Annotated in this window: 18 protein-coding genes; 6 read left to right on the top strand and 12 right to left on the bottom strand. The window is 72.9% G+C overall.

Annotated elements, in window-relative coordinates; genetic code table 11:
• Nucleotides 1-2: 2 nt before the first annotated feature.
• The gene (locus ACFCZF_RS06150) at nucleotides 3-728 is read right to left on the bottom strand and encodes an HAD family hydrolase (protein WP_376670650.1); all 726 of its coding nucleotides are present in this window, start codon (nucleotides 726-728) and stop codon (nucleotides 3-5) included.
• A 46-nt stretch (nucleotides 729-774) separates the two neighbouring features.
• Nucleotides 775-1,251, bottom strand: coding sequence for an Lrp/AsnC family transcriptional regulator (locus tag ACFCZF_RS06145; protein WP_376670649.1), 477 nt, complete (start codon nucleotides 1,249-1,251; stop codon nucleotides 775-777).
• Between the two features lie 238 nt (nucleotides 1,252-1,489).
• Here ACFCZF_RS06145 and ACFCZF_RS06140 point away from each other — a divergent pair, with 238 nt between their 5' ends.
• Nucleotides 1,490-2,980, top strand: coding sequence for an FUSC family protein (locus ACFCZF_RS06140; RefSeq protein WP_376670648.1), 1,491 nt, complete (start codon nucleotides 1,490-1,492; stop codon nucleotides 2,978-2,980).
• A 138-nt stretch (nucleotides 2,981-3,118) separates the two neighbouring features.
• The gene (locus tag ACFCZF_RS06135) at nucleotides 3,119-4,153 is read left to right on the top strand and encodes a lactonase family protein (RefSeq protein ID WP_376670647.1); all 1,035 of its coding nucleotides are present in this window, start codon (nucleotides 3,119-3,121) and stop codon (nucleotides 4,151-4,153) included.
• A gap of 544 nt (nucleotides 4,154-4,697) precedes the next feature.
• On the opposite strand, the gene ACFCZF_RS06130 is transcribed toward ACFCZF_RS06135, so the two are convergent.
• The 5 genes from ACFCZF_RS06130 to ACFCZF_RS06110 form a co-directional block, all read right to left on the bottom strand.
• Nucleotides 4,698-5,621: a sirohydrochlorin chelatase gene (locus tag ACFCZF_RS06130; protein ID WP_376670646.1), complete on the bottom strand. Its 924-nt coding sequence runs from the start codon at nucleotides 5,619-5,621 to the stop codon at nucleotides 4,698-4,700.
• Nucleotides 5,622-5,756: 135 nt separating this feature from the next.
• Complete coding sequence (locus tag ACFCZF_RS06125; RefSeq protein ID WP_376670645.1) at nucleotides 5,757-6,758, bottom strand: N-acetylglucosamine kinase; 1,002 nt, start codon at nucleotides 6,756-6,758, stop codon at nucleotides 5,757-5,759.
• A complete protein-coding gene (locus ACFCZF_RS06120; RefSeq protein WP_376670644.1) occupies nucleotides 6,755-7,432 on the bottom strand; it encodes a uracil-DNA glycosylase in 678 nt (225 codons plus the stop codon). The genes ACFCZF_RS06125 and ACFCZF_RS06120 overlap by 4 nt, the downstream gene beginning before the upstream one ends.
• Before the next feature lie 69 nt (nucleotides 7,433-7,501).
• Nucleotides 7,502-8,656 (bottom strand): WD40/YVTN/BNR-like repeat-containing protein, encoded by a 1,155-nt coding sequence (locus ACFCZF_RS06115; protein WP_376670643.1) that lies wholly within the window; start codon nucleotides 8,654-8,656, stop codon nucleotides 7,502-7,504.
• 82 nt (nucleotides 8,657-8,738) lie between these two features.
• The gene (locus ACFCZF_RS06110; RefSeq protein WP_376670642.1) at nucleotides 8,739-10,421 is read right to left on the bottom strand and encodes a DNA alkylation response protein; all 1,683 of its coding nucleotides are present in this window, start codon (nucleotides 10,419-10,421) and stop codon (nucleotides 8,739-8,741) included.
• A gap of 102 nt (nucleotides 10,422-10,523) precedes the next feature.
• On the opposite strand from ACFCZF_RS06110, the gene ACFCZF_RS06105 reads away from it, so the two are divergent.
• Nucleotides 10,524-11,276: a PaaX family transcriptional regulator C-terminal domain-containing protein gene (locus ACFCZF_RS06105; RefSeq protein WP_376670749.1), complete on the top strand. Its 753-nt coding sequence runs from the start codon at nucleotides 10,524-10,526 to the stop codon at nucleotides 11,274-11,276.
• A 41-nt stretch (nucleotides 11,277-11,317) separates the two neighbouring features.
• Here ACFCZF_RS06105 and ACFCZF_RS06100 read toward each other — a convergent pair whose 3' ends face one another.
• Both ACFCZF_RS06100 and ACFCZF_RS06095 read right to left on the bottom strand, forming a co-directional pair.
• The gene (locus tag ACFCZF_RS06100; RefSeq protein WP_376670641.1) at nucleotides 11,318-12,121 is read right to left on the bottom strand and encodes a pectate lyase; all 804 of its coding nucleotides are present in this window, start codon (nucleotides 12,119-12,121) and stop codon (nucleotides 11,318-11,320) included.
• 201 nt (nucleotides 12,122-12,322) lie between these two features.
• Nucleotides 12,323-13,402, bottom strand: a complete 1,080-nt coding sequence (locus ACFCZF_RS06095) for an NADH:flavin oxidoreductase/NADH oxidase (protein WP_376670640.1) — start codon at nucleotides 13,400-13,402, stop codon at nucleotides 12,323-12,325.
• A 153-nt stretch (nucleotides 13,403-13,555) separates the two neighbouring features.
• Between ACFCZF_RS06095 and ACFCZF_RS06090 the strand changes: the two genes are divergently transcribed.
• Nucleotides 13,556-13,912: an ArsR/SmtB family transcription factor gene (locus ACFCZF_RS06090; RefSeq protein WP_376670639.1), complete on the top strand. Its 357-nt coding sequence runs from the start codon at nucleotides 13,556-13,558 to the stop codon at nucleotides 13,910-13,912.
• 16 nt (nucleotides 13,913-13,928) lie between these two features.
• Here ACFCZF_RS06090 and ACFCZF_RS06085 read toward each other — a convergent pair whose 3' ends face one another.
• Nucleotides 13,929-15,302, bottom strand: a complete 1,374-nt coding sequence (locus ACFCZF_RS06085) for an FAD-dependent oxidoreductase (RefSeq protein ID WP_376670638.1) — start codon at nucleotides 15,300-15,302, stop codon at nucleotides 13,929-13,931.
• Between the two features lie 236 nt (nucleotides 15,303-15,538).
• Between ACFCZF_RS06085 and ACFCZF_RS06080 the strand changes: the two genes are divergently transcribed.
• Nucleotides 15,539-15,994, top strand: coding sequence for a DUF6214 family protein (locus ACFCZF_RS06080; protein WP_376670637.1), 456 nt, complete (start codon nucleotides 15,539-15,541; stop codon nucleotides 15,992-15,994).
• A gap of 21 nt (nucleotides 15,995-16,015) precedes the next feature.
• Here ACFCZF_RS06080 and ACFCZF_RS06075 read toward each other — a convergent pair whose 3' ends face one another.
• The gene (locus ACFCZF_RS06075; RefSeq protein WP_376670636.1) at nucleotides 16,016-16,672 is read right to left on the bottom strand and encodes a DUF305 domain-containing protein; all 657 of its coding nucleotides are present in this window, start codon (nucleotides 16,670-16,672) and stop codon (nucleotides 16,016-16,018) included.
• 191 nt (nucleotides 16,673-16,863) lie between these two features.
• On the opposite strand from ACFCZF_RS06075, the gene ACFCZF_RS06070 reads away from it, so the two are divergent.
• Nucleotides 16,864-18,366: an LVIVD repeat-containing protein gene (locus tag ACFCZF_RS06070; protein ID WP_375907642.1), complete on the top strand. Its 1,503-nt coding sequence runs from the start codon at nucleotides 16,864-16,866 to the stop codon at nucleotides 18,364-18,366.
• Here the strand turns inward: ACFCZF_RS06070 and ACFCZF_RS06065 are convergent.
• Entirely contained in the window at nucleotides 18,354-19,064 is a 711-nt protein-coding gene (locus tag ACFCZF_RS06065) for a TetR/AcrR family transcriptional regulator (RefSeq protein WP_376670635.1), read from the bottom strand. The genes ACFCZF_RS06070 and ACFCZF_RS06065 overlap by 13 nt on opposite strands.
• Nucleotides 19,065-19,129: the final 65 nt, after the last annotated feature.

Here is a 19,129-nt window from a genome sequence, read left to right as displayed (position 1 = left end):
CGTTACCGGCGAGTACGGTCACGGGAGTCCGGCTGGGCCGGCCGCGCCGCGCGCACGAGCCAGGTGTACGCCGCCCGCGCGGTGAACTCGCCCTGCCCGCCGCGCAGCAGCAGCCCGGCGGTGGCGAACTCCGGGGCGTCGGCCTGCGCCGCGACGTACGGGATCGCGATGCAGCGCATCCCGGCCGCGTACGCCGCGGCGGCCCCGGGGGCGGCGTCCTCCAGGACCACGCAGTCGGCCGGGGCAGCCCCGAGCCGGCGTGCCGCCTCCAGGAAGACGTCGGGTGCGGGCTTGCCCTGTGCGACCTCGTCGGCCGAGACGACCGTGCGCAGATGTGCGTCCAGGCCGGTGCGGGACAGGATCGCTTCGATGGCCTCCGGCGAGGAACCCGACGCCACCGCCAGTGGCACGCCCTCGCCCGCCAGCAGCTCGACGAACTTCCGCATCTCCGGGTACGCGCGGGCGGAGGTGCGGGCCAGCTCCAGATAGTGGCGGTTCTTGACGGCGAGCAGTTCCTCCACGGGGGCGCGCAGCCCGTACCGCCGCTTCCAGTCGGCGACCGTCTCCTGGGTGCTGATGCCCACGTATCCCTCGTGGTCCGTCCAGGTGAAGTCCGGTACGCCGTACTCGGCGAGGGTCTGCCGGCCCGCCTCGTAGTAGTTCGGCTCGCTGTCCACGAGCGTTCCGTCGAGATCGAAGATGACCGAGATGCCGCCGAGAGTGCTCATGGGGTCCAGCATGCCAAGGGCCCACATGGCCCCGAGGACCCGGCGATCACTTTCGCGCTGAGCGCCCGATCGACTCCACCAGGGGCAGCAGCCGGTGCGGGACGCGCTCGCGCAGCGCCACCTCGCTGCGGGTGCGGACCACGCCTGGCAGGCTGATCAGCTTCTGCACCACGTCCTCCAGGTGCGCGTTGTCGCGGGCCACGACCCGGGTCAGCAGGTCCCCGCCGCCCGTGATGGAGAAGGCCTCGACGATCTCCGGGACGGCCGCCAGCGCCTCGCCCACCTCGTCCAGGTGGCCCTGGGTGACCTCGATGTGCACGAAGGCGAGCACCGGGTGGCCCAGTGCGGCGGGGGAGAGGGACGGCGCGGTGCCGGTGATCACGCCGTCCCGCTCCAGACGGTCGAGCCGGGCCTGGAGCGTGCCGCGGGCGACGCCGAGAAGACGGGCGTACTCGCGCACGCTGGTGCGCGGCTGCTCCAGCAGCAGCCGCAGGATGCGGGTGTCGAGTTCGTCGACGGCCATGGCGCCCGGGTCCCCTCGTCGGCCATTGGCTCTGCGGTGGCCGTAGGAATGCCGTGATCACTGTACCAATGGACCACTCCAGCACGAGCCTGTTGAGCCACTGGTGGCAGAGATGCTCCTATAGGAGGGTCGATGGCGCTGCGGATCCCGCGGCGCCTTTTTCATGCCAGTGACGTGACCAGTGACATGCCAGTGCCTTCGGGTCGGTGTGCGCCAATGCGTGAGGGGGCGGTAAGCAGTGCTGAAGAGGGTGTTCGTGAGTCCGGATCCGGGACGGTCCCGGCTGCGGTTCGCCGCTCGGGCCGTCCTCGGCATCGGGCTGGCCGTCGTCGTCTGCGGCCTGGCCGGTACCTCACTGGTGGGCGCCGTCATCGGCGGGCTCGCCGCACTGCTCGCGCTGTTCACCGTCACCGACGCCACCGTGCGCGGGCAGGCGGTCACCACCGTGCTGCTGCCGGTCGTCGGACTGCCCGTGCTCACCGCCGCGGCCGCCCTGCACGACCTCCCCGTGGCCAGGGACCTCACCTTCCTCGCCGTCGTCGGCGCGGGTGTGTACGCCAGGCGCTGGGGCCCGCGCGGGCACAGCCTCGGCGTGTTCGCCTTCATGACCTTCTTCATCGCCCAGTTCCTGCACGCGACCACGGACCGGCTGCCCGAGATGTTCGCCGCCGTCCTGCTGTCCGTGGCCGCCGCCGCGGCGGTGCGCTTCGGCCTGTGGTGCTATGAGCGCCGCCTGCCGCCATCCGCCGTCCCCGCACCGCCGGCCGGCACCGGACTCGCCCGGATCACCACCCGCCAGGCCGTCCAGGCCACCGTCGGTGCCGGCTTCGCCCTGGTCGTGGGCCAGCTGGTGTCCGACGAACGCTGGTACTGGGCCGTCGGCGCCACCTGGTGGGTGTTCGTCAACACCACCTCGCGCGGCGAGACCCTGGTCCGCGGCTTCCGCCGGGTCCTCGGCACCGTCGTCGGTATCGGTCTGGGCTTCCTGATCGCCGTTCCGCTGGCCGGATCGGCGGTGCCCACGGCCGTGCTGGTCGCGGCCTGTGTCTTCGGCATCTTCTACACCGCCGCGGTCTCCTACACCTGGATGATGCTCTGCGTGACCCTGCTCGCCGAGCTGCTCTACGGCCTCCTGGACTTCCTCAGCCCCGGCCTGCTCGCCCTGCGGCTCGTCGAGACCGGTGTGGGCGCGCTCGGCGCCGTACTCGCGGTGCTCGTCGTCCTGCCCGTCACCACGCACGCCGTCACCGACGTCTGGATCCAGCGCGCCCTGCGCTGCGTCCACGCCTGCACCGCCGAGGCCGCCGCCCGCCTCGCCGGCACCGAGGGCGCCGACCCGGCGCCGCGCGTGGCCGAACTGGAGCAGCTGCTCGGCCGGGTACGGATGTCGGTCGCCCCGCTCGTGCACCCGCTGAACCCGATGTACGGCCGCAAGCGGCGCGCCCGCCGCGTACTCGCCCTGCTCGACGACTGCGCCCGGGAGATCCGCGGCCTGGTCGCCGTCGCAGCCGACCCGGAGGCCTCGCACGACGCCCGGCTGGCCGCCGCGTGCTGGCGTGTCGAGACCGCGGTCGAGGCACTCACCGGCGGGCGGGCCGTCCCCGCCCACGCGGACGGTCCGCGCGCCACCGAGCCCGCGTTGGCCCACCTCCACGGCCTGGAACGCGCCCTGGCCGAACTCGCCGCACCCCTGCGGACCCCCTCCGGCTCGCCGCTCGTCGGCGCCTGAGCCGCCCGGCACCGCGCCACCCGTTTGGTCTAGACCGCAAGTGATCGACTGCTACCGTCGCCCCGGGGGCAGACGATCAGTCGGCACACGCCGAGGCGCGGGACGACGCGGGACGACGCGGGACGAGAGGGAGCAACGGTGGCGGACGTTGGCAGGCGGCAGCGGCGGGCATTCATCGGGTCGTTCACGGCGGCCGGCGGCCCCGGCATCCTGACGGCGGCCGTCGCGCCCGACAGCGGCGCGCTCACGGTCCTGAGCGGCACGGACCGCGTGCCCGACCCCTCCTACCTGGCCCTGGCGCCCGACGGGGACATGCTCTACGCCGTCAGTGAGACGGCCGAGGGCGCGGTGGCCGCCTACCGCGTGGCCGGGGACAAGCCCGAGCCCGCCGGGCGTCCGGTACCCGTGGGAGGCGACGGGCCCACCCACCTCAGCCTGTACGACGGGCACGTCCTGACCGCCAACTACGGCTCCGGCAGCGTCACCGCCGTGCCGGTCCGCCCCGACGGCGCCCTCGCCCGGGCCGTGTCGGGCGTCCTCCAGCACACCGGCTCGGGCCCGCACGCCCAGCGCCAGCAGGGACCGCACGCCCACCAGGTGCGGCCCGACCCGAGCGGGCGGTGGGCCGTCAGCGTGGACCTCGGCACCGACTCGGTGCGGGTCTGCACCCTGACGGACGGCGCCCTCGCCGTGCACCGGGAGATCGCGCTGCGCCCCGGCTCGGGCCCGCGGCACCTGGCCTTCCACCCGGACGGCACCCGCGCCTACGTGGTCAACGAACTGGCGCCCACCGTCACCGTCTGCCGCTGGGACGCCGCCGACGGCGTACTGCGGCCCCTCACCGAGGTGCCGGTGCTGCCCGGTGCGCCGTCCGGCGACGCCTTCCCGTCCGGCATCGTGGTCTCGCCCGACGGCCGCTTCGTGTGGACGGCGACCCGCGGTGAGGACGTCCTGTCCGTGTTTGTCGTCGAGCCGGACGGGCTCCGGCTGTTCGGCACCGTGCCGTGCGGCGGGCACTGGCCGCGGGAGATCGCCGAGTCGGACGGTTTCCTGTACGCGGCCAACGAGCGTTCCGGTGACGTGACCTGGTTCGCGCTCGACCAGGAGACCGGCGCGCCGAGGCTCGCGGGCTCACTCGCGGTACCGGCGGCGTCCTGCGTGGTCTTCGGCTGACCGGGCGACGGTCCGGCGCCGCCTCGCGACGGCCGACTCGCACCCGCACCCGGGGCTCGCGGACGTGCCGCACGACTCGCCCGCGGGCCGCCTCGCCTCGCCCGACTCGCACCCGCGGCTCGCGTACGTGCCGCACGACTCGCCCGCGTCCGCCGGTACGGCGCGACTAAGGCGGCCCACCCGCACAGCTGCCCGGCCCGCGCCACACACCCGCCCGCGCCACACACCTGCCCGGCCCACCGCGCACGGTGACCCAGGCCAGCACTCCACGCCCGCCCGCGTCGGCGCAGCACGCCTGCGGCCGAAAACCCGCGCCGGCACAGGAGCGAGCCGGCGTGGGCCTGCGCAACCGTGCGGGGCGGGCCCGGGCCGGCGTGTGGCGCGGGTCGGGTGGCTCCGCGCCGGCGCGGGCAGGTGAGCGAGCCCCTTGCTCGCTTTTTGCGGCAGCCTGCCGGGCGGCGGCCCGCGCGGCATGACGAAGGGCCCGCTTCAGCTCGTGAGCGGGCCCTTTCGGCCATGCGTCCGGGGCGCGGGCGCCCGTGTGTCAGCGGACCGGCGTGCCCTGCGGCTGCTGCGGCGAGATGCCGAGCGCCGTCGTGTACTTGGCCAGCGCCAGCTTGCCGATCGCCGGGTACGGGCCGAGCGGCTCGGCGGTGGAGCAGCCGACCTCCTTGGCCGCCTCCTCCAGCAGGGAGGCCTCGATCTCCGGGCCGATCAGGTACGGCGCGAGCGCCAGCTGCTGCGAGCCCGAGGAACGCAGCTGCTCGGCCACGGACGCGATCGAACCGTCCTCGTCCAGGGCCGCCGCCATCACCGGCACGGCGAGGCGCGCGGCGAGCAGCATGCCGGTGATCCCGGCCGCCTGAACGGCCTCGTCACCGCCCACGGAGGCCAGGATGATGCCGTCCGCGGCGGTGGCCACGGTGAACAGGCGGGCACGGTCGGCGCGGGCCAGACCTGCCTCGGAGAGCCGCACGTGCAGCGCCTCGGCCAGCAGCGGGTGCGGGCCGAGCACGTCGGTCAGCTCGGCCGCGATCCGGCTGTCCATGACGGCCTGCCGGATCCGGCGCAGCAGCGCGTTGTCCGGCCCGGCGAGCAGCGGCACGACGACGGCGACGGGGCCGTCGGGCTCCCTCACCTCCATACCGGCGGCGCGCGCCTGCTCGTAGCGGGCGGTGCGCTCCTCGGCGGCACGCACGAGGACGGTCGACAGAGAGGGGAACTCCTCGTCGTCCCCGTCGAGGTGGCCGATCCGGGCGTCGAGACCGGGCAGCTCGGAGCGGGCGATGCTGATGACCTCGTCGGCGAGGCCACGGGTGGCGCTACTGGGCGTCCCCGGCACCGCGAGGACGAGCGCCGGCGCGCCCTCGGGAGCCACCAGGGGTTCGGGACGGCGGTGCCGTCCGGGCTGGCGGGGGCGCGGCATTCGTACTGGCAGGCCGGACGCGGGCCCAGTGGGGGAGCTCATGGCGCCGCATGTTACTGGTTTCCTGGGTTTCCCTGTTCGGGGAGGGTGCAGGTGAGCGGTATCCGTCCGGTTTTGTCTGATGAGTGATGTACGGATCGGCCGACATCGGCACGATTCACCTCACCGGCGGATCGATTATCGGCCGCCCGGCACGGTCGTCACCCACAGCATGCTGTCGTCACTCGGCAGAGTGAGCGAGCCGGTCGCCAGGTCGGTCGCGATCCGGACCGAACCGTGCAGTGGATCACCCTCCGCGGCCGTCCGCCGCGCATGCGGCAGCCGCTTCGCCAGCTCCTCCTCCAGCGGTACGACGAGGGGGTCGCCCATCTTCAGCAGGCCACCGGTGACCGCGACACGGGGCGCGCCGACGGTCGGGCAGACCGCGGCGGCCGAGTCGGCCATGTGCCGGGCGGCGGCCCGCAGGATGTCCGCGGCGACGGGGTCGTCGGCGGCGCAGGCGGCCACCTCGGGCGCGAAGGAGGCGAGGACGGCGGGACGGTCCGTACGCGGGTACAGCTGACCGGGCAGCCCCGCCGCCGGCCCGAACCGTTCCTCGGCCCGGGCGAGCAGCGGCGCGGAGCCGCCATGGCGCCCGTCGTGGGCGCGCAGCGCCGCCTCCAGCCCGGCCCGTCCGATCCAGGCGCCGCCGCCGCAGTCGCCCAGCAGATGACCCCAGCCGTCCGCCCGGTGCCAGCGGGTCAGGTCCGTGCCGGTGGCGATCAGGCCGGTGCCGGCCGCGACCACCGCTCCGGCCCGGGGGCCGATCGCGCCGACGTACGCGGTGACGGCGTCGGCGACCAGCGCGACCGTCCCCGCACCCAGCTCCCGGGCCAGCGCGCCCGGCAGTTCGGCGCGCAGGGCGTCGCCCAAGGTGGCCAGGCCGGCGGCCCCGACGACCACGGTGCCGAGCCCGGTCACACCGGTCTCGGCGGTCAACGCCCTGGCCATGGGTACCAGTTGCGTCATCAGGTGCCCGGGGTCGATGCCGCGCGCACCGGTGCGGACGGGCTCCCGCGACGCACGCCGCCCGAGCCCGTTCGGACCGCCTCCGTCACCCCCCGCGCCGTCCCCGGTCGTACCCACCACGACACGCAGACCCGAGCCACCGGAGTCCACGGCCAGGAAGCCGCCGCTCACGGCAGGCGCCAGTCGACCGGCTGACCTCCGAGTCGGACCAGCAGGTCGTTGGCCCGGCTGAACGGACGGGAGCCGAAGAAACCCCGGTCGGCCGACATCGGGGACGGGTGCGCGGACTCCACGGACGGCAGGTCGCCGAGCAGCGGCCGCAGATTGCGGGCGTCGCGGCCCCACAGGATGGACACCATCGGCTTGCCGCGCGCCGCCAGCGCGCGGATCGCCTGCTCGGTGACCTCTTCCCAGCCCTTGCCGCGGTGGGCGGCGGGCTTGCGCGGGGCCGTGGTGAGCGCCCTGTTGAGCAGCAGCACCCCCTGCCGGGTCCACGGGGTCAGGTCCCCGCCGGAAGGCTGCGGCAGACCGAGGTCGGTGTTCAGCTCCCGGAAGATGTTGACGAGGCTGCCGGGCAGCGGACGCACCTCGGGCGCGACCGAGAACGACAACCCCACCGCGTGCCCCGGGGTCGGATACGGGTCCTGTCCGACGATCAGGACCCGCACGTCGTCGAAGGGCTGCTGGAAGGCCCGTAGGACATTCGATCCGGCCGGGAGATAGGTGCGTCCGGCGGCGATCTCCGCGCGCAGGAACTCACCCATCGAGGTGATCCGCCCGGCGACGGGTTCCAGGGCCTGCGCCCAGCCCGCTTCGACGATTTCATGCAAGGGTCGTGGTGCCACGGCGTCACCCTACTGCCGTACGGGTGACGCCGATCAACCGGTGGCCAAGACCCGTCCCCCCGGTCCCGTTCATCCGACGGTCGCGGCCCGTACGCACAGCACGTCCGGCAGGTGCGAGGCCAACTGCCGCCAGCTGTCGCCGTCGTCGGCCGACGCGAACACCTCGCCGTTGCGGTTGCCGAAGTACACGCCCGCCTGTTCCGCGTCGTCGGTGCACAGCGCGTCGCGCAGCACGGTGCCGTAATGGTCCTCCTGAGGAAGCCCCGCCGTGAGCGGCTCCCAGCTCTTGCCCGCGTCCGCCGTGCGGTAGACCCGGCAGCGGCGGTCCGCCGGGACCCGGTCCGCGTCGGCGTTGATCGGGAAGACGTACGCCGTGTCACCGCGGTGCGGATGGGCCGCCACGGCGAAACCGAACGTGGACGGCAGCCCCTCGCCGATGTCCGTCCAGTGCGCGCCGGCGTCGTCGCTGCGGTACACACCCCAGTGGTTCTGCAGATACAGCCGGTCCGGGGTCGCCGCGTCCCGCGCGACCTTGTGCACGCACTGGCCGAACTCCGGGTCCGGGTCCGGCAGGAAGACCGCGGAGACACCGGAGTTGGACGGTGCCCAGCTCGCGCCGCCGTCCACCGTGCGGAACACACCGGCGGTCGAGACGGCGACCGTCACCGACTTCGGGTCCCGCTTGTCGGTGAGCACGGTGTGCAGCCCCTCGCCGCCGCCGCCCGGCACCCACTGGGACCGCGTGGGGTGCTCCCACAGGGGCCGGACCAGCTCGAAGCTCTCGCCGCGGTCCTCCGAGCGGTACAGCGCGGCCGGTTCCGTGCCCGCGTAGACCACGTCCGGTTCCGCGGCGGCCGGGTGCAGCTGCCACACCCGCTCCAGCGAAGCGCCGGTCTCCTTCGGGAACTTGACGGCCGGCCGCGCCGGTTCCGTCCAGGTCCGGCCCAGGTCGTCGGAGTGGAACACCGACGGACCCCAGTGCGCGCTGTCCCCGCCGGCCAGCAGCCGCGGGGTGTCGCCGCGGGTGTCGAGGGCCACCGAGTAGACGGCCTGTGCGTTGAAGTAGGGACTCTCGTCGAACTCCCAGGTGCCACCCCGTCGGCGCCCGATGAACAGGCCTTTTCGGGTGCCCACGGCGAGCAGTACCTCGGTCATGCCGATCACCTCCGCGGCGTCGTCGTCGACGCCTTTGTCTCGGACACGGGCCAGTCTGCACCCCGGCACTGACAGTCACCTCTGGAATGGGTGTCGCCGCAGGTCAGGACGGTGGCGTCGGGTCCGGCGCGAGGTCCCCCGCGCGAGCCGCTCAGCCCTCGCCGGGCAGCGCCCGGGCCAGGATGCCGTCCAGGTCGGCCCCGGCGGGCAGCGTGCCGAAGGAGTGCCCCCAGTCGCCGCCGAGCCGGGTCGCGCAGAAGGCGTCGGCGACGGCGGGTGGGGCGTGCCGTACCAGGAGCGAGGCCTGGAGGGTGAGGGCCATCAGCTCCACCAGGCGGCGGGCGCCGGTCTCGGACGCCTCCGTCAGCCCCGACTCCAGCCGGGCCACGGCGGCGTCCAGCCGGGCGTCCGCCCCGCGCGCGAGGGCGAGTTCGTCGAAGAGGGCGTGCGCGGTGGCGGGTGAGCGGCCGAGCGCCCGCAGCACGTCGAGGGCGTTGACGTTCCCCGAGCCCTCCCAGATCGACAGCAGGGGAGCCTCGCGGTAGTGCCGGGGCATGCCCGACTCCTCCACGTAGCCGTTGCCGCCTAGGCACTCCAGGGCCTCCGCGGTGAACGCCGGGCCCCGCTTGGTCACCCAGTACTTGCCGACGGCGGTGGCGATCCGCCGGAACGCGGCCTCCCCGGCGTCCCCGCGCACCGCCCGGTCCGCCGCACCCGCCAGCCGCAGGGTGAGCGTCGTCGCGGCCTCGGACTCCAGCGCCAGGTCGGCCAGGACGTTGCGCATCAGCGGCTGGTCGACCAGCCGGGCGCCGAACGCGCTGCGATGCCGTACGTGATGCCCGGCCTCGACGAGCGTCTTGCGCATCAGCGTCGCCGAGCCCATCACACAGTCCAGCCGCGTGCAGTTGACCATCTCGATGATCGTCTTGACGCCCTGCCCCTCGGGCCCGACCAGCCAGGCGACCGTGCCGTCGAACTCTGGCTCGGACGAGGCGTTGGACCGGTTGCCGAGCTTGTCCTTCAGGCGTTGGATGCGGAAGGTGTTGCGGCTGCCGTCGGGCAGCACACGCGGCACCAGGAAGCAGGACAGGCCCCCCGGAGCCTGCGCCAGCACCAGGAACACGTCGCACATCGGCGCCGACGTGAACCACTTGTGCCCGCGCAGCGTGTAGACGCCGGGCTCGGCGGTCGGGGTGGCCGCCGTGGTGTTCGTGCGGACGTCGGAGCCGCCCTGCTTCTCGGTCATCCCCATGCCTGCCAGCAGGCCGCGCTTCTCCGCGGGCGTCCGCAGCCCCGGCTCGTACTCCCGGCTGGTCAGCAGCGGTTCGTAGACCTTCGCGAGCTCGGGCTGGGCGCGCAGGGCGGGAACGGCCGCATAGGTCATCGACGTCGGACAGCCGTGCCCGGCCTCCGTGTGACCCCAGACCAGCCCGCCGGCGGTCCGCGCGACATGGGCGCCCGGCCGGTCGTCGGCCCAGGGCGCGCCCGCCAGCCCCTCGCCGACCGCCACACGCATCAGGTGGTGCCAGCTCGGGTGGTACTCGACCTCGTCGACCCGGTTGCCGTACCGGTCGTGCGTGCGCAGCACCGGCTCGTGGCGGTTGGCCAGGTCACCCCAGTCCTGCGCCTCCGCGCTCCCGGCCCGCTTGCCGAGCCGCCGCAGGTCCTCCTCGGCCCACCCGGCCTCCTCCCGCCGCACCCCTTCCAGCAGGGCCGTGTCGTCGGAGGCGTCGTAGGGGGCCGGGGGAGGGGGCTGATTGGTGACGTCGTGCGTGGCGTACCCCTCGTGATGGCCCGCGGACTCCTCGTACGGCTCCTGCGCGAGTGTCGTCATGACAGGCATGTTGCATCACTTCTGCGGCCGCAGCAATAGTGCAACACGCGAGGCGCACGTACAGTACGTGCTCATGTGGATGGACGACACGCGCCCACGCGGATGAACGACTCCGTGCCCCCCGGCGAGCTCACGCTGCGCCCGCTGTCCGCGCGGTCGGTCGTCCTGAGTCTGCTGCTCGGCACCCGTCGCCCCGAACTGCCGGTGCGGGAGCTGGTGCGGGTCGTCGAGGGCTTCGACGTCGGCGGGTCCACCGTGCGCGCGGCACTGAGCCGGATGGTCGCCGCCGGCGACCTGCGGCGCACGGACACCGGCTACCGCCTCAGTGAGCGGCTGCTGGAGCGCCGGCGGCGCCAGGACGAGGCCGTCCGCCCGCACACGCGCGCGTGGGCGGGCGACTGGGAGATGCTCCTGATCACCGCGACGGGGCGCGCTCCCGCCGAACGCGCCGACCTGCGCACCCGGCTGACCGCCCTGCGGCTCGCCGAACTCCGCGAGGGCGTCTGGCTGCGCCCCGCCAACCTGCGCCGCCCACTGCCCGCCGAACTCGACCTGGTGGCCGAGCGCTGTGTCTCGCGCCCCGGCCGTCCGGCCGCCGAACTGGCCGCGAACCTGTGGCCGCTGGACGCCTGGTCCGCCACGGCCCGGGCGCTGCTCGCCCATGTCGACCGGTCCCGCCGGCCGGCCGACCGGCTCACCGCGTTCGCGGCCGTCGTACGCCACCTGCTCGCCGACCCGGTCCTGCCCCCGGAGCTCCTCCCGGCCCACTGGCCGGGCACCGCCCTGCGCGACGCCTACACGGACTACCAGCGGGAGCAGGCCGGACAGGTCCGGGTGCGGAACACCCGGACCTGAAGCGGCGGGATCAACCCGTCAACCCATCCTCGTCCGACGCGTCACTTGTAGGTGATGTCGGACGACGAGTACTTGCAGTGCGTGCCGTCGGGGCCCGAGCCGTTCGAGTCCGGCTCGTCGCCGTCGTCGTTGCCGATGTACTTCTGGCACGGGACGATCTTCTTGCCGCTGTCCCCGACGATCGTGATGTTGCGCAGGGTCGCGCTGTCGCCGTAGTTGGTGTTGATGCCGGCGATTCGGCCGCCCTTCCAGTTCACCTCGATGGTGTCGAGGTTGATCGTCCGCTTGTACTGCGTCGAGCAGTTGCCGCAGGAGCGGATGAAGGTGCCGAAGTTCTTGACGGAGAAGCCGGAGACGTTCAGCGTGCCTGCGCCGTTGAACTGGAACACCTTGTCGCCGGCTTCCTTGGCGCCGCCGCCGGAGACGGTGTAGACGTTCGACGACGAGGAGCCCCGGAAGGTGGCCGCGTCCTCGCCGACGTCCTCCCACCAGACGTTCTGCAGGGTGCAACTGCCCTTGCAGTGGATGCCGTCCGCGGCGGGGGCGCCGAGGATCACGTTCTTGAGGACGGCGCCGGGGGCCAGTTCCAGGATCGGGCCCTGGTCCTCGTCCTGGCCGCCGGAGCCGAGGTCGCCGGTGCCGTAGAGGCGCTTCATCCCGTAGTCCTTGGTGCCGGAGACCGGGATGGTCGACGAGACTCCTTCGCTGCCGTTGGGGGTCGGCCAGGTGGCGGCGTGCGCCGGGGAGGCTCCGGAGGTCATGAGCATGCCAACCGAGAGTCCGAGTGCGGCCAGCGCGCCGGTCGCGCCGCGTCGCCGCGCGCGGGGTCGTGTCGCAGCAGTCATGTTCTGGTCCCTTCCATGAGGGGTGGGGGTGGCACGGAACATGTACGTGAACGATGTGCGTCCTGCTGATGCCGTCGCGCACGCGGAGGGCGCACGGGTGGGGGCTTGGCGGTCCCACCGCGTTCGCGACGGTCATGCTGATGAACGGACCGTAGAGGGTAAGCGCTTTCTAGTCAACGCTTCGCGCGCTGATGCGCCGCCTCACATGCCCCAGCCGTACTGGTCCGGCATGCGGACGTCCTCGCCCAGCTCTCGCGCCGCGTGCTGGGCCCAGGACGGGTCGCGCAGCAGCTCGCGTCCCAGCAGCACCGCGTCGGCCTCGCCGTTGGCCAGGATCTTCTCGGCCTGCTCGACGTCGGTGATCAGACCCACGGCGGCGACCCGCAGGGGGGCGTCCGCCTTCACGCGCGCGGCGAACGGGACCTGGTAGCCGGGCCCGGTCGGGATCCGGACACGCGGGACGTTGCCGCCGGTGGAGACGTCGAGGAGGTCGATGCCGTGCGCCCGGAGGTCGTGGGCGAAGCGGACGGTGTCGTCGGGCGTCCAGCCGCCCTCCTCCAGCCAGTCGGTCGCCGAGACGCGGAAGAACAGCGGCTTGCCGTCGGGCCACACCTCGCGCACGGCGTCGACGACCTCCAGGGCGAACCGGGTGCGGTTCTCGTACGAGCCGCCGTAGGCGTCGGTGCGGTGGTTGGAGTGGGGCGACAGGAACTCGTGGATCAGGTAGCCGTGGGCGCCGTGGATCTCGACGATCTCGAAACCGGCCGCGAGGGCCCGGCGCGCGGCGTCCGCGAACTGACCGACGATCTCCTGGATCCGCGTGGTCGTCAGCTCGGTCGGCACCGGGTGCCGCTCGTCGAACGCGAGCGCGCTCGGGGCCACCGGCTGCCAGCCGTGCGCGTCCGGGCCCACCGGCGCCCCGCCCTTCCAGGGCTGCGCGGTCGACGCCTTGCGCCCCGCGTGGGCCAACTGGATCGCCGGGACCGTGCCCTGGGACCGCAGGAAGTCCGTGATCCGGCGGAACGCCTCGACCTGGGTGTCGTTCCACAGGCCGAGGTCCTGCGGGGAGATACGGCCTTCCGGCGACACGCCGGTGGCCTCGGTGACGATCAGGCCGGTGCCGCCCACCGCGCGTGCGCCGTAGTGCGCGAAGTGCCAGTCACCGGGAACGCCCGCCAACGGGCCCTCCGGGGCGGCGGAGTACTGGCACATCGGCGGCATCCAGACCCGGTTCGGGATCGTGGTGTCACGCAGCTGGAGGGGCTGGAAGAGGGCGCTCATGGGCGGGTACTCCCTTGGTCGCGGCAGGAGGGGCAGGAGGAAACGGCTCGTACGATAGCTCTCGTAGTACGGCGTGTGTCAAACTACGGGAGTCTTCGTACAATGAAGGCCCCTCCTGAACGGTGGGACCCTCCCGGACGAACTGGAGCCACCGTGACCCCCGCCGCCACCGGCACCCGCGACCTGCCGCACCCGGCACGCGAGGAGATCCGGCTCGAGTCGGTGCTGCACGCGCTCTCCGACCCGGTGCGGCTGCGGATCGTGCGGGACCTCGCCGCCGACAGCGACGAGCTCTTCTCCTGCTCGTACTTCGACCTGCCGGTCACCAAGTCCACCACCACGCACCACTTCCGGGTGCTGCGCGAGAGTGGGCTGGTCCGACAGACCTACCGGGGGACGGCCAAGTTGAACGGCCTGCGCAGGGACGACCTGGACGCTCTCTTCCCCGGGCTGCTCGACGCCCTCCTGGCCGCCGAGGCCCGCCAGGCCGCCCACCTCGGCACCGGCTGACCGCGGCGGGAGCCCGCTACTCGGGCCCTCGCCGGCCGCGCCCTCGGGCCGCGGTCGTCCGTGCCGCCGTCAGCAGCGACACCCAGTCGGGCAGCTTGACCACGTGCCGCCCCAGCGAGGCGCCGAGTTCCGCCTCGGCCCGCTCGATGGCCCGCCACCCGGCCCACTCGACCGGCTCGGTCCCCTCGGCGCGCAGGAGTGCGAGGGGGTCCTCGGAAAGGTCCCGTTCCGCGAGCGCGGCGGCGTCCGCCAGCAGGGACGTCACCGTCTCCTTCGCGCACGGGCGGTTGGTGCCGATGACACCGGTGGGGCCCCGCTTGATCCAGCCGGCCACGTACTCCCCGGGGGCGACGGCACCCTCCCGCAGGACACGCCCCGCCCGATGCGGCACCGTGCCGCTCGCCGCGTCGAACGGCAGCCCCTCCAGCGGCACCCCGCGATAGCCCACCGACCGCAGCACCAGCTGGGCCTCGATCTCCTCGTACCGCCCGGTGCCCGTCACGCCGCCGCGTCCGTCCGGTGCCGTCCGCTCGAAGCGCACGGCGCGGACGTGGCCGTCGCCGTCCGCCGTCAGCTCCACCGGGCGCAGGAAGAAGCGTGGCCGGATCCGCCGGGCGACGTCCGGAGCGGGCTGCCCGGCCCAGCCGCGCAGCACCTCCACGTTGCGGCGCTGCGGACCGGGCAGCCCGGAGGGGGCCCGGTACGCCGGGTCCAGCGCGAGCTCCGCCGGGTCCACCACGACGGCCGTGTCAGGAAGGGCGCCCAGCTCACGCAGCTCCTTGGTGGTGAAGCGGCCCTGCGAGGGGCCCCGCCGGCCCACCATGTGCACCTCGGCCACCCGCCCGGCGGCGAGCGTGTCGAGCGCCGCCTGCGGCATGTCGGTGCCGCTCAGCTCGGCGACGCCGCGTACCAGCATCCGCGCCACGTCGACGGCGACGTTGCCCACCCCGATCACGACCGCCGACCGCACACCGCGCAGGAAGCCGTCGTCCACGGCGTCCGGATGGGCGCTGTACCAGGACACGAACTCGGTCGCCGACCAGCTGCCCGGCAGCTCCTCGCCGGGGATGCCGAGGCGCCGGTCGGTGGCGGCGCCCACGCAGTACACCACCGCGTGGTACAGCTCGCGCAGCCGCGCGGTCGGCACGCCCCCGGGGCCGACCGGGACGCCGCCGAGGAACCGCACCCGATCGTGTTCCAGGACCGTGCGCAGGGTGTTCTGCAGCGACTTGATCTTCTCGTGGTCCGGTGCCACGCCGTACCGCACCAGTCCGTACGGGCACGGCAGACGGTCCAGGACGTCCACGTGCACTTCGCGGCCGAGCTGGACGAGGCTCTGGGCGGTGTAGCACCCGCTCGGTCCCGAGCCGACGACGGCGACACGCAGCACGGCGGAACTCCTTGTCCGGGAGGCGGATGGTCCGGAAGTCGGAGGGGTCGCTGGTGCTTCCAGCATCCCACCGCTTCCGCTCCGCTGACAGGGTGCTGCGCCCGGTGAACGGCGGATGTTCGTGCGTGTTCCGTTCGTATGGAATGTGATCATGCGGTTACGTTGCGTATGTGCTTGAGGCATCCTTCGTTGATCGTTCTCTTCAGCTTTCCGACCGCTGTCCGGACGACGGTGAGATGTCCGTGCGGCACGCCTGGGTGGTGCGTGAGGGCTCCGCCGCCACCTCGTGGTTCGACGTCCGGCTGGCGTTCCCCGACGGCGCCCGGGTGGAGGCGCTCGCCGTGCTGTCCGGTCAGGGCGTGCGGGTCGAGGACGTACGGGCCGAGCCGCCGCTGTCCCTCGACGACCTGGCCGTGCTCGCCGAGTGGCTGGAGGGCCCGCTCTTCGAGGCCTGCGTGCCGGTCTCCGCCGGCGCCGCACCCGCCGCGCCCCGGCGGGCCCGGCCCGCGTGGCCGCGCGGCAGGGAGGGGTGCCGGCTCGTCGCACAGGAGTACCGGGCGGCCCGGGACGTGGGCGGCGACCCGGTTCTCGCGGTGATGCGCGCGACCGGGTACAGCCGGCGGAGGTCACTCAGGCTGATCGGCCAGGCGCGCGACGAGGGCTTTCTGACCCCGCGTCGCGCACGGCGCTGAAGCGCCGCCGCCGGCGGTCCGTCACAGCATCCCGCGCATCCGCGAGATCTCGCTCGTCTGCTGGGCGACCACGTCGTCGGCCATCTCCTCGACCTGCACGTTGTTGCCCTGCGACTTCACGTCCGTGGCCATGGTGATCGCACCCTCGTGGTGGGTGATCATCAGCTTGAGGAAGAGCTGGTCGAAGGCCTTGCCCTTCGCCGCGCGCAACTTCCCCAACTGGGCCTCGGTCGCCATCCCCGGCATCGCGGCGTGGTCGTGCCCGCCCCCGGCCTCCTTCTCGCCGTGGTTCTTCAGCCAGCCCTTCATCGCCGTGATCTCCGGTCCCTGCGCGGCGGAGATCCGTTCGGCGAGCTTCTCGACCTGGCCGGACTCGGCCTGCTCCGGCACGAGTTCGGTCATCTCCAGTGCCTGGGCGTGGTGCTGGATCATCATCCGCGCGTAGGAGACGTCCGCCGAGTTGGGGGAGTCGTCGTCGGCACGCTGCTTCTCGGCCTCTTCGGCGGACAGCGTGCGGTTGCCCTCGCCCGGCTCGCCCGGAGCGATCACCGAAGGCCCGGCCGCGGCCGCCGACCCGGTGTCCGAACCGGAGTCGCAGGCCCCGAGCCCGAGCACGGCCAGTGAGGTCAGCGAGGCCGTGACGAGCGACGCTCGGGACAAGGTGGGACGAGAGGGCACAACAACCTCCTGTGGCAGGCGGGATGCGAGGCACCTTGTGGGTGCGATGACCGTCCTAGCACGCTTCCGCGCGTCACTGATCAAAAAACTTCATTGCGAGTTTGTTGCCCCCTGTTGATATGTGCATGGTGAAGACGATACTGCGGGGGTGCGTGAACCGTTCCGAAGGGAACGGACGTAGGGAGGAAACAGTGACCCTGTTCAACGACCCGCGAACGCGGCGCAGACGCCTGGGAGTCGCGGCTGCCGCCGCCGGACTCCTGTCCGCGCTGCTCACCGCCGGCCCGGCCGTGGCGACCCCCGACCCCGGGGACAGCCCGGCCGCGTCGAAGGAGGTGTCCAAGAGCGCGCGCGCCGAGGTGCGCGACGCGATCGAGAGCGGCGAGATACCCGGCCAGGACGAGATAGTCCACTCGGACAACATCGAGCACCTGGCCAACATCCCCAAGGACGCGCTGTCCGGCACCAATTCGGACCTGGCCTTCCAGGGCCGGTACGCCTTCGCCGGCAACTACGACGGCTTCCGCATCTTCGACATCAAGAACCCGAAGAAGCCGAGGACCGTGGCCCAGGTGCTGTGTCCCGGCTCGCAGAACGACATCTCCGTCTCCGGCGACCTGCTGTTCCTGTCGACCGACTCCTCGCGCAGCGACAGCAGTTGCAACAGCACCACGCAGCCCGCGACCGAGAAGTCCTCCTGGGAGGGCATGAAGGTCTTCGACATCAGCGACAAGCGGAACCCGAAGTACGTCGCCGCCGTCGAGACCGCCTGCGGCTCGCACACCCACACGCTGGTGCCCGAGCGCAAGAACGTCTACGTCTACGTCTCCTCGTACTCGCCGAACGCCGCCTACCCCGACTGCCGGCCGCCGCACGACGGCATCTCCGTCATCAAGGTGCCGCGCAAGGCACCCGAGCGGGCGGCCGTGGTGGACTTCCCGGTGCTGTTCCCCGGTGAGGGCCCCGACGGCGGCGGCAACCCGGGCGGGCCCACCAACCCGGGCGTCTCCAAGACCACCGGCTGCCACGACATCACCGTGCTGCCCTCGAAGGACCTCGCGGCGGGCGCCTGCATGGGCGACGGCATCCTGTTCTCCATCGAGGACCCCGAGCGTCCGAAGGTCATCGACCGGGTCCAGGACAACGTCAACTTCGCGTTCTGGCACTCGGCGACCTTCAACCAGCGGGCGAACAAGGTCGTCTTCACCGACGAGCTGGGCGGCGGTGGCGCCGCCACCTGCAACGCGGAGATCGGCCCGAACCGCGGCGCCGACGGCATCTACGACATCGTCGGCCGGGGCGACCACCGGGAGCTGGTCTTCCGCAGCTACTTCAAGATCCCCCGCCACCAGGCGGACACCGAGAACTGCGTGGCCCACAACGGCTCGCTGATCCCGGTCAAGGGCCGCGACATCATGGTCCAGGCCTGGTACCAGGGCGGCGTCTCCGTCTGGGAGTTCACCGACTCCAAGCGTCCGAAGGAGATCGCCTACTTCGAGCGCGGCCCGCTGACCACGGACGGCATCACCACCGGCGGCTCCTGGTCCGCGTACTACTACAACGGCTACATCTACTCGAACGACATCGCCAAGGGCTTCGACGTCCTCAAGCTCAGCGACCGGCGCACCGACCCGGCCAAGCGGGTCCATCTGCGCGAGCTCAACACGCAGACGCAGCCGGACTACTTCGACTGAGTCGGCCGGTCGGAACGGTCGGTCAGGATCGGCTGATCGGGCACTCCGGTCGAGAAGAACCGCGACAGATCCGTGTCGCACGCCGTCCCGTCGGGCGCCTCGGCGTCCGGCGGGACACCCAGTTCCCACTCCAGCCGATAGCGCTTGAACAACTCGGCGCGCAGCACCGGCACGGGCATCGGCACCCCCGGCACCAGAGCGGCGAAGACGGCGCCCATCAGCAGCGCGCGCAGCATCGGGTAGTCGCGGTCGACGTCCCGTGAGCCGTGCCGGGCCACGGTGTCCCGCAGCAGCTCCGCCAGCCGCCGCTGCTCCGGACAGGGCACGAAACCCACCTCGGCCTGGAGCAGGCCCGCCATGTGCTGGCGCATGAGCACCGGCCGGTCCCGGGCGAGGCCCAGGATCGCGTCGATGGCCCGCGCCATCCGCTCCGGCCCCTCGGCGGTGCACGGCTCCCGCTCCAGCGCCTCCTCCAGCGTGCGGTGCATCAGCCGGTGCACGGCCGACTGCACCAGCTGGCGCTTGCCGGGAAAGTAGTACGAGACCAGACCGCGCGCCGAGCCCGCCCGGTCGGCGATGTCGCCCAGCGTGGTCGTGTCGTATCCGTGCTCGCCCACCAGCTCCACCGCGGCCTGCAGGAGCCGTTCCTTCGAACGCCTCCGCAACTCTTCATTGACCGAGGCGCTGCGCGGGGACATGCTGTACTCCTGCGTTGACTGGCTGGCAGCCAACTATACTCAGCGCAGACGGGCGGACCCCAGTG

This window comes from Streptomyces sp. NPDC056296 (assembly GCF_042268605.1).
Lineage (GTDB): Bacteria > Actinomycetota > Actinomycetes > Streptomycetales > Streptomycetaceae > Streptomyces.
The sequence above is the reverse complement of the archived record's forward strand: the minus strand, read 5'-3'. Positions and strand labels throughout refer to the sequence as shown.

Bases quoted from the DNA above. Each gene is read 5' to 3' on its own strand.
- ACFCZF_RS06105 (WP_376670749.1), top strand. From the start codon at position 10,524: ATGAACGACTCCGTGCCCCCCGGCGAGCTCACGCTGCGCCCGCTGTCC.
- ACFCZF_RS06150 (WP_376670650.1), bottom strand. From the start codon at position 728: ATGAGCACTCTCGGCGGCATCTCGGTCATCTTCGATCTCGACGGAACG.
- ACFCZF_RS06110 (WP_376670642.1), bottom strand. From the start codon at position 10,421: ATGACGACACTCGCGCAGGAGCCGTACGAGGAGTCCGCGGGCCATCAC.
- ACFCZF_RS06080 (WP_376670637.1), top strand. From the start codon at position 15,539: ATGTCCGTGCGGCACGCCTGGGTGGTGCGTGAGGGCTCCGCCGCCACC.
- ACFCZF_RS06100 (WP_376670641.1), bottom strand. From the start codon at position 12,121: ATGACTGCTGCGACACGACCCCGCGCGCGGCGACGCGGCGCGACCGGC.
- ACFCZF_RS06130 (WP_376670646.1), bottom strand. From the start codon at position 5,621: ATGAGCTCCCCCACTGGGCCCGCGTCCGGCCTGCCAGTACGAATGCCG.
- ACFCZF_RS06145 (WP_376670649.1), bottom strand. From the start codon at position 1,251: ATGGCCGTCGACGAACTCGACACCCGCATCCTGCGGCTGCTGCTGGAG.
- ACFCZF_RS06095 (WP_376670640.1), bottom strand. From the start codon at position 13,402: ATGAGCGCCCTCTTCCAGCCCCTCCAGCTGCGTGACACCACGATCCCG.
- ACFCZF_RS06065 (WP_376670635.1), bottom strand. From the start codon at position 19,064: ATGTCCCCGCGCAGCGCCTCGGTCAATGAAGAGTTGCGGAGGCGTTCG.